Raw genomic sequence first — 4034 nt, forward strand, 5'->3', positions numbered from 1 at the left:
ATGTCGAACGAAAAAACAGAAAAGCGAGAGGTGGGTAGCCTTGTGGAATGCGCCGACGAACTGAAGTGCGATAACCTTACTATCGTAACATGGAATGATGAACGGGTCATTGAAAAGAACGGGTATGTTATTAAGGTTGTTCCCGTGGAAAAATTTTGAATATTTTTTATCTTGTAGGTGATTCAAGGAGAAGTTTCGATGAAAAAGCTGTTTTATGGAATAAGTGTTGTGGCCATGGCTTTGGGTATGGTGGCCTGTGACGATAGCGTTTCTTCTGCAAATAACGAAGATGCGGACAAGGAATCTTCATCGTCTGTTATTTCGGAGGACGCTTCATCTTCCAGTGTCAAACCGGGCTATTCATCATCTGTTGAGTTGGCATCATCTTCATCTGTCAAGCCGGGCAGTTCCTCTTCTTCTGTCAACCCAGGCTCTTCCAGTAGCAAGAAGGACGACCCGAAGTCCAGTAGTAGTCGCGGTCTTTTTGATGTGACGAAGGATGAATTTCTGAACCCGGAAATCACCTACGGCACCATGACTGATAAACGCGACAATAAGACCTATAAGACCGTAAAGATCGGCAATCAGGTGTGGATGGCCGAGAACCTGAACTATGCCGATTCTACAAAAATGCCGAGCCTGAAGGGTAAGTCCTGGTGCTATGACAATAAGGCTGAAAACTGCGATGTAACCGGTCGCCTTTACACCTGGGCTGCAGCCATTGACTCTGTTGCCTTGGCAAATGATGCTGATAATCCTCAGACTTGCGGTTATGGTAAGACCTGTACTCTGCCGGCTGTTGTTCAGGGTGTGTGCCCCAGTGGTTGGCACTTGCCGACAAACGACGAATGGCAAACATTGTTCAAGGCTGTTGGTGGTTCCAGCGCTGCTGGTAAGGCTCTTAAGTCGGGCAGTGGCTGGTCCGACAATGGCAACGGAACGGATACCTACGGCTTCTCCGCGCTCCCTGCAGGCTACAGATACGGCAGGGACGGCAGTGGCAATTTCAGCGGTGCCGGCTACGACGCCAGCTTCTGGTCTGCTAGCGAGTACAATCGCTACAACGCCTATGTCATGTACTTGGACTACGACGACGAGAATGCCGACTACGGCCATAAGTACTACGGTTACTCCGTTCGTTGTCTCCAAGGCTCCAACTAAACTTTTACCTAAAATAGATCATTTAGAACGAAAAGTTTGTGAAAAGGTGGTTGTTTAACTACCTTTTTTACGAAATTTTTGCTATTTTCAGGTGGTATGAGATACCTAACATTAGAAAAAGCCCTTGATGCGTGGAGAAAACTCCAGCCTATTTCAGATGAAAATAGGGCCCGTCTTGCTCGTCGTTTTTCCGTTGACTTCAACTATAACAGCAACCATATCGAGGGGAACACCCTTACTTATGGACAGACGGAAATCCTTTTGCTGTTCGGGAAGGTGATTGGTGAAGCGAATGTGCGGAGCGTTCAGGAGATGGTGGCCAGCGAAGTGTCTCTCAAGATGATGCTGGCTGAAGCTAAAATCAAGGAAACTCCACTTACACAAAATTTTATACGGGGCCTGCATCATACTCTATTGCGGGAGGATTATTCCGTTCATCGTGAACTGCCTGGTGGAATGCAAGTCGGGTATGTGGTTCACGCAGGGCAATACAAGACCCGCCCAAATAGTGTCATTACGCGTTATGGAGATCGGTTCGACTATGCGTCACCAGAAGAAACTCCGGCACTGATGACGGATTTGGTGGATTGGTATAATGCTGCAGAAAAAGAGGGGAAGTTGTCCCCTGTGGAATTGGCTGCGCTGTTCCATTATCGGTATATTAGAATCCATCCATTTGAAGATGGAAATGGTCGAATCGCTAGACTGCTTGTCAATTACATTTTGGCGAAACATGATATTCCCATGGTAGTTGTTCGCAGTCGAAAGAAAGACGAATATCTAGAAGCCTTGCATGCAGCCGATTTGGCTGTAGGTGCTGCGCCGACATTAGGCGCGAATGCCTCGTTGCGAACTATCGCTCCATTTCTCAAGTATTTTAAGAATATGGTGGCGCAAGAAATTGATGGCGATGTTCGCTTTCTTACAAAGCGTGGTGAAGATATCTGGTGGTATGATGGCGAGTGCGTTGAATTTCGCACCCCGAATTATGGCCGTATTTTGAACCTTATGCAAAGTGAACCGGTTTTGACGCTAGCCGATATTCAGCGAAAACTTGGTATTCGAATTTCAGCGGTTAACAAGCTGGTTCAGCACCTTCTTGATTGTCATTATATTGAACGTGGAAATGATGTTGGCAAATGGCATGTGTTTATCGTGCCGTCAGTTTAGAGACTTTGCCCAATCTCCTGTTTTTGATGACTTTTGGCGAGTAAAAAAAACTCCCCGACCGTTGTGGTGGGGAGCTTTTTTTAATGCCAGATTCTCGCTTACGCGAGAATGACGCGGGACTAGCTATTACTTGCAGCCTTCACAGCTTCGATGGTCTTCAGCACGGAGCCGTCTTCGATTGCCTTCATGGCCATGTCGTAGCCTTCCTTGATGGTGGCGGCCTTCTTGCTGATGTAGAGGGCGGCGCCAGCGTTCAGGGCGCAGGCGTACTTGATGCCCGGGCGGCCCTTGCCGTTGAGCAAGTCCATTGCCAGCTTGAAGTTTTCTTCGCCAGTGCCACCTGCCAAGTCGTCTTCGTCCACAGCGGGAACGCCGAAGTCCTTGGGGTCGATGCGGTATTCCTTGTACACGCCATCTTCCAGAATTTCTGCGATGGTGGTAGGAACGCAAGGAGAAATTTCATCGTAGCCGTCGTCGCTCAAGGCTACCATGACACGCTTTGCACCCAGGGCATGTGCTGCCTTGGTAAAGGGTTCCAGCACAGCTTCGCTGTAAACGCCCATGCAAAGGTACTTGGCTTCTGCCGGGTTGGTGAGAGGTCCGATGAGGTTCATGATGGTCTTGATGCCAAGGCACTGGCGGACAGGACCTGCGAAACGCATGGCGCTGTGGTAAACTGGAGCCATGAGGAATACGAAACCGGTCTTTTCCAGAACTTCTGCTGCCTTTTCCGGAGTCATGTCCAGCTTGAAGCCTGCTGCGGTGTAGAAGTTTGCTGCACCGGATTTACTGGAAACGGCACGGTTGCCGTGCTTTGCAATTTTACAACCGCAGGTAGCTGCGATAAGGCCAGACATGGAGCTCACATTGAAGCTGCCCTTGCCGTCGCCACCGGTACCCACGATGTCAGTCAGCTCGTCGCCAGCAACAGGGAACTTGCGCTTTTTGCTGCTGAGCACTGCGGCGCAGCCTGCGATTTCGTCTGCCACGGGACCCTTGCAGGAAAGTGCCGTAAGGATGGCGGCCATCTGGCGTTCGTCCATGATGCCATCGGTCAGGTCATCCATGAACAGTTCTGCAGTTTCGCGAGAAAGATCCTTGCCAACCATGAGGGTGTTCAGGATGCCGCGAACGTCCAGAGGATCGCGACGGTAGTTGAGGAATGCCTTGAAGAATTCGGCTTCCTTGCCGCTGGCGATGGATTCCGGGTGGAACTGTACGCCTTCGATATCCATGGTCTTGTGACGGATGCCCATGATGTCGCCGTCGTCGGCGCGGGCGGTCACTTCGAATTCCGGCGGAAGGGTGGATTCGTCGATAACCAGGCTGTGGTAGCGGGTGAAGGGGTTCTTCTTGCCGATGGTACGGAAGAGACCGCGGCCGTCGGTGTTGATTTCTTCGACGATGCCATGCTTGATGAACTTTGCGCCTACGATCTTTGCGCCGAAGGCATAACCAATGGCCTGGTGACCAAGGCAAACGCCGAGAATGGGGAGCTTGCCTGCGAAGTGCTTGATGGCTTCAACGGAAATGCCCGCGTCTTCGGGGCGGCCTGGGCCCGGGCTCACAATGAGGCGGCTGGGGTTCAGTGCTTCGATGTCGGCGATGGTGCATTCCTTGCTGCGGAGCACGCGGATTTCTTCGTTAGTGATCTTGGCCAGAGCCTGATACACATTGTAGGTGAAAGAATCGTAGTTGTCAAT

General features: G+C 50.7%; 3 protein-coding genes. 2 read left to right on the forward strand and 1 reads right to left on the reverse strand.

The window, feature by feature from the left end:
* The first annotated feature begins 198 nt into the window (after window positions 1–198).
* Both MJZ26_14615 and MJZ26_14620 read left to right on the forward strand, forming a co-directional pair.
* The gene (locus MJZ26_14615; protein MCQ2107010.1) at window positions 199–1161 is read left to right on the forward strand and encodes a hypothetical protein; all 963 of its coding nucleotides are present in this window, start codon (window positions 199–201) and stop codon (window positions 1159–1161) included.
* Window positions 1162–1257: 96 nt separating this feature from the next.
* Window positions 1258–2331: a Fic family protein gene (locus MJZ26_14620; protein MCQ2107011.1), complete on the forward strand. Its 1074-nt coding sequence runs from the start codon at window positions 1258–1260 to the stop codon at window positions 2329–2331.
* Window positions 2332–2450: 119 nt separating this feature from the next.
* On the opposite strand, the gene MJZ26_14625 is transcribed toward MJZ26_14620, so the two are convergent.
* Window positions 2451–4034, reverse strand: a 1584-nt coding sequence (locus MJZ26_14625; GenBank protein ID MCQ2107012.1) for a bifunctional anthranilate synthase component II/anthranilate phosphoribosyltransferase, incomplete at its 5' end; no start/stop codon positions are given.

It is taken from the genome of Fibrobacter sp. (genome assembly GCA_024398965.1).
In the GTDB taxonomy this organism is placed as follows: Bacteria; Fibrobacterota; Fibrobacteria; order Fibrobacterales; family Fibrobacteraceae; genus Fibrobacter.

Coding starts and splice junctions, on each gene's coding strand:
- MJZ26_14615 (MCQ2107010.1), top strand. CDS start 199: ATGAAAAAGCTGTTTTATGGAATAAGTGTTGTGGCCATGGCTTTGGGT.
- MJZ26_14620 (MCQ2107011.1), top strand. CDS start 1,258: ATGAGATACCTAACATTAGAAAAAGCCCTTGATGCGTGGAGAAAACTC.